1 protein-coding gene is annotated in these 905 nt (G+C 39.2%); it reads left to right on the top strand.

Going from position 1 to position 905, the window contains the following annotated elements:
• The coding region (locus tag BN1120_RS21450; RefSeq protein ID WP_162183351.1) for a hypothetical protein at positions 1-770 on the top strand (770 nt) is incomplete at its 5' end.
• Positions 771-905: the final 135 nt, after the last annotated feature.

Below are 905 nucleotides of genomic sequence, written 5' to 3' on the forward strand. Positions count from 1 at the left end.
GGGAACTGGGAGCGATTCATTTATCCATACCTGCACTACCTATCGAGCCTGCGTATATGGATCTTCGCCCTCAAAAACCTAAATGGCTACCGGTTTGGAATAGTCATAATTCCCCAAATGAAGCTAATTTAATCAACTATGTTAAAGAAGGATTATCCAACTTTACACAGACAGATGACAGTAATGACCTTTTAGCATTTTCATTACCCATAAAAATTGATGGCAATAACTGGATTGATCTGACTGTTGTAAAGGTGAGCACTGAAATTAATCTTACGCCTGATATGCAGGTAAAAGAGCGTTCCGGTTGTTTGGCCATTGGTAATCTTTTAGATAAGGAGCTGTCTTATGACTTTAGTGATACTCAGATGCCTGAAGCTCCTACAATGGCTGGCACTTCGTATCCATTTATGAGGTATGGACACTGGCACTCCGATCTCGAATCACGAGGGTTCTACATTCCCAAATGTACCATTGATGGTAAAAAAATTATCGGTTCATCTTCCGATGGTTTGTTTAGTTACTTTGTCGATGGATCTCAAGTTGGTTTTTCATCGTTCTGGTACAACGATTGGCAACCTATTCATCCCAGAGGGATTCGTTCATTTTGTGGCTCCTATACCGCAGTAAGCAAGGAAAGAATCGAAGAATGGCATAGATCAAGTGAAACAGAGCATAAGAGCTGTTACTTATGTAAAGCTATTCTGCTTAGAGCGGAAGATTACTTTAGGGAATTTAGTGAGCAAGAGATTGAGTTTTTTATATTTTGATTTATATGACAAATATTTCGCATCATAGAGTGAGCAACTCATCAGCACGATACTTATTTTACGCGACCATAACTGCCATGTTGTTTATATAGCACAGACTGTTAACTGAGCTAGGTGTACAGATCTAGTTATCAC

Source organism: Aeromonas caviae (genome assembly GCF_000819785.1).
Classification (GTDB): Bacteria; Pseudomonadota; Gammaproteobacteria; order Enterobacterales; family Aeromonadaceae; genus Aeromonas; species Aeromonas caviae.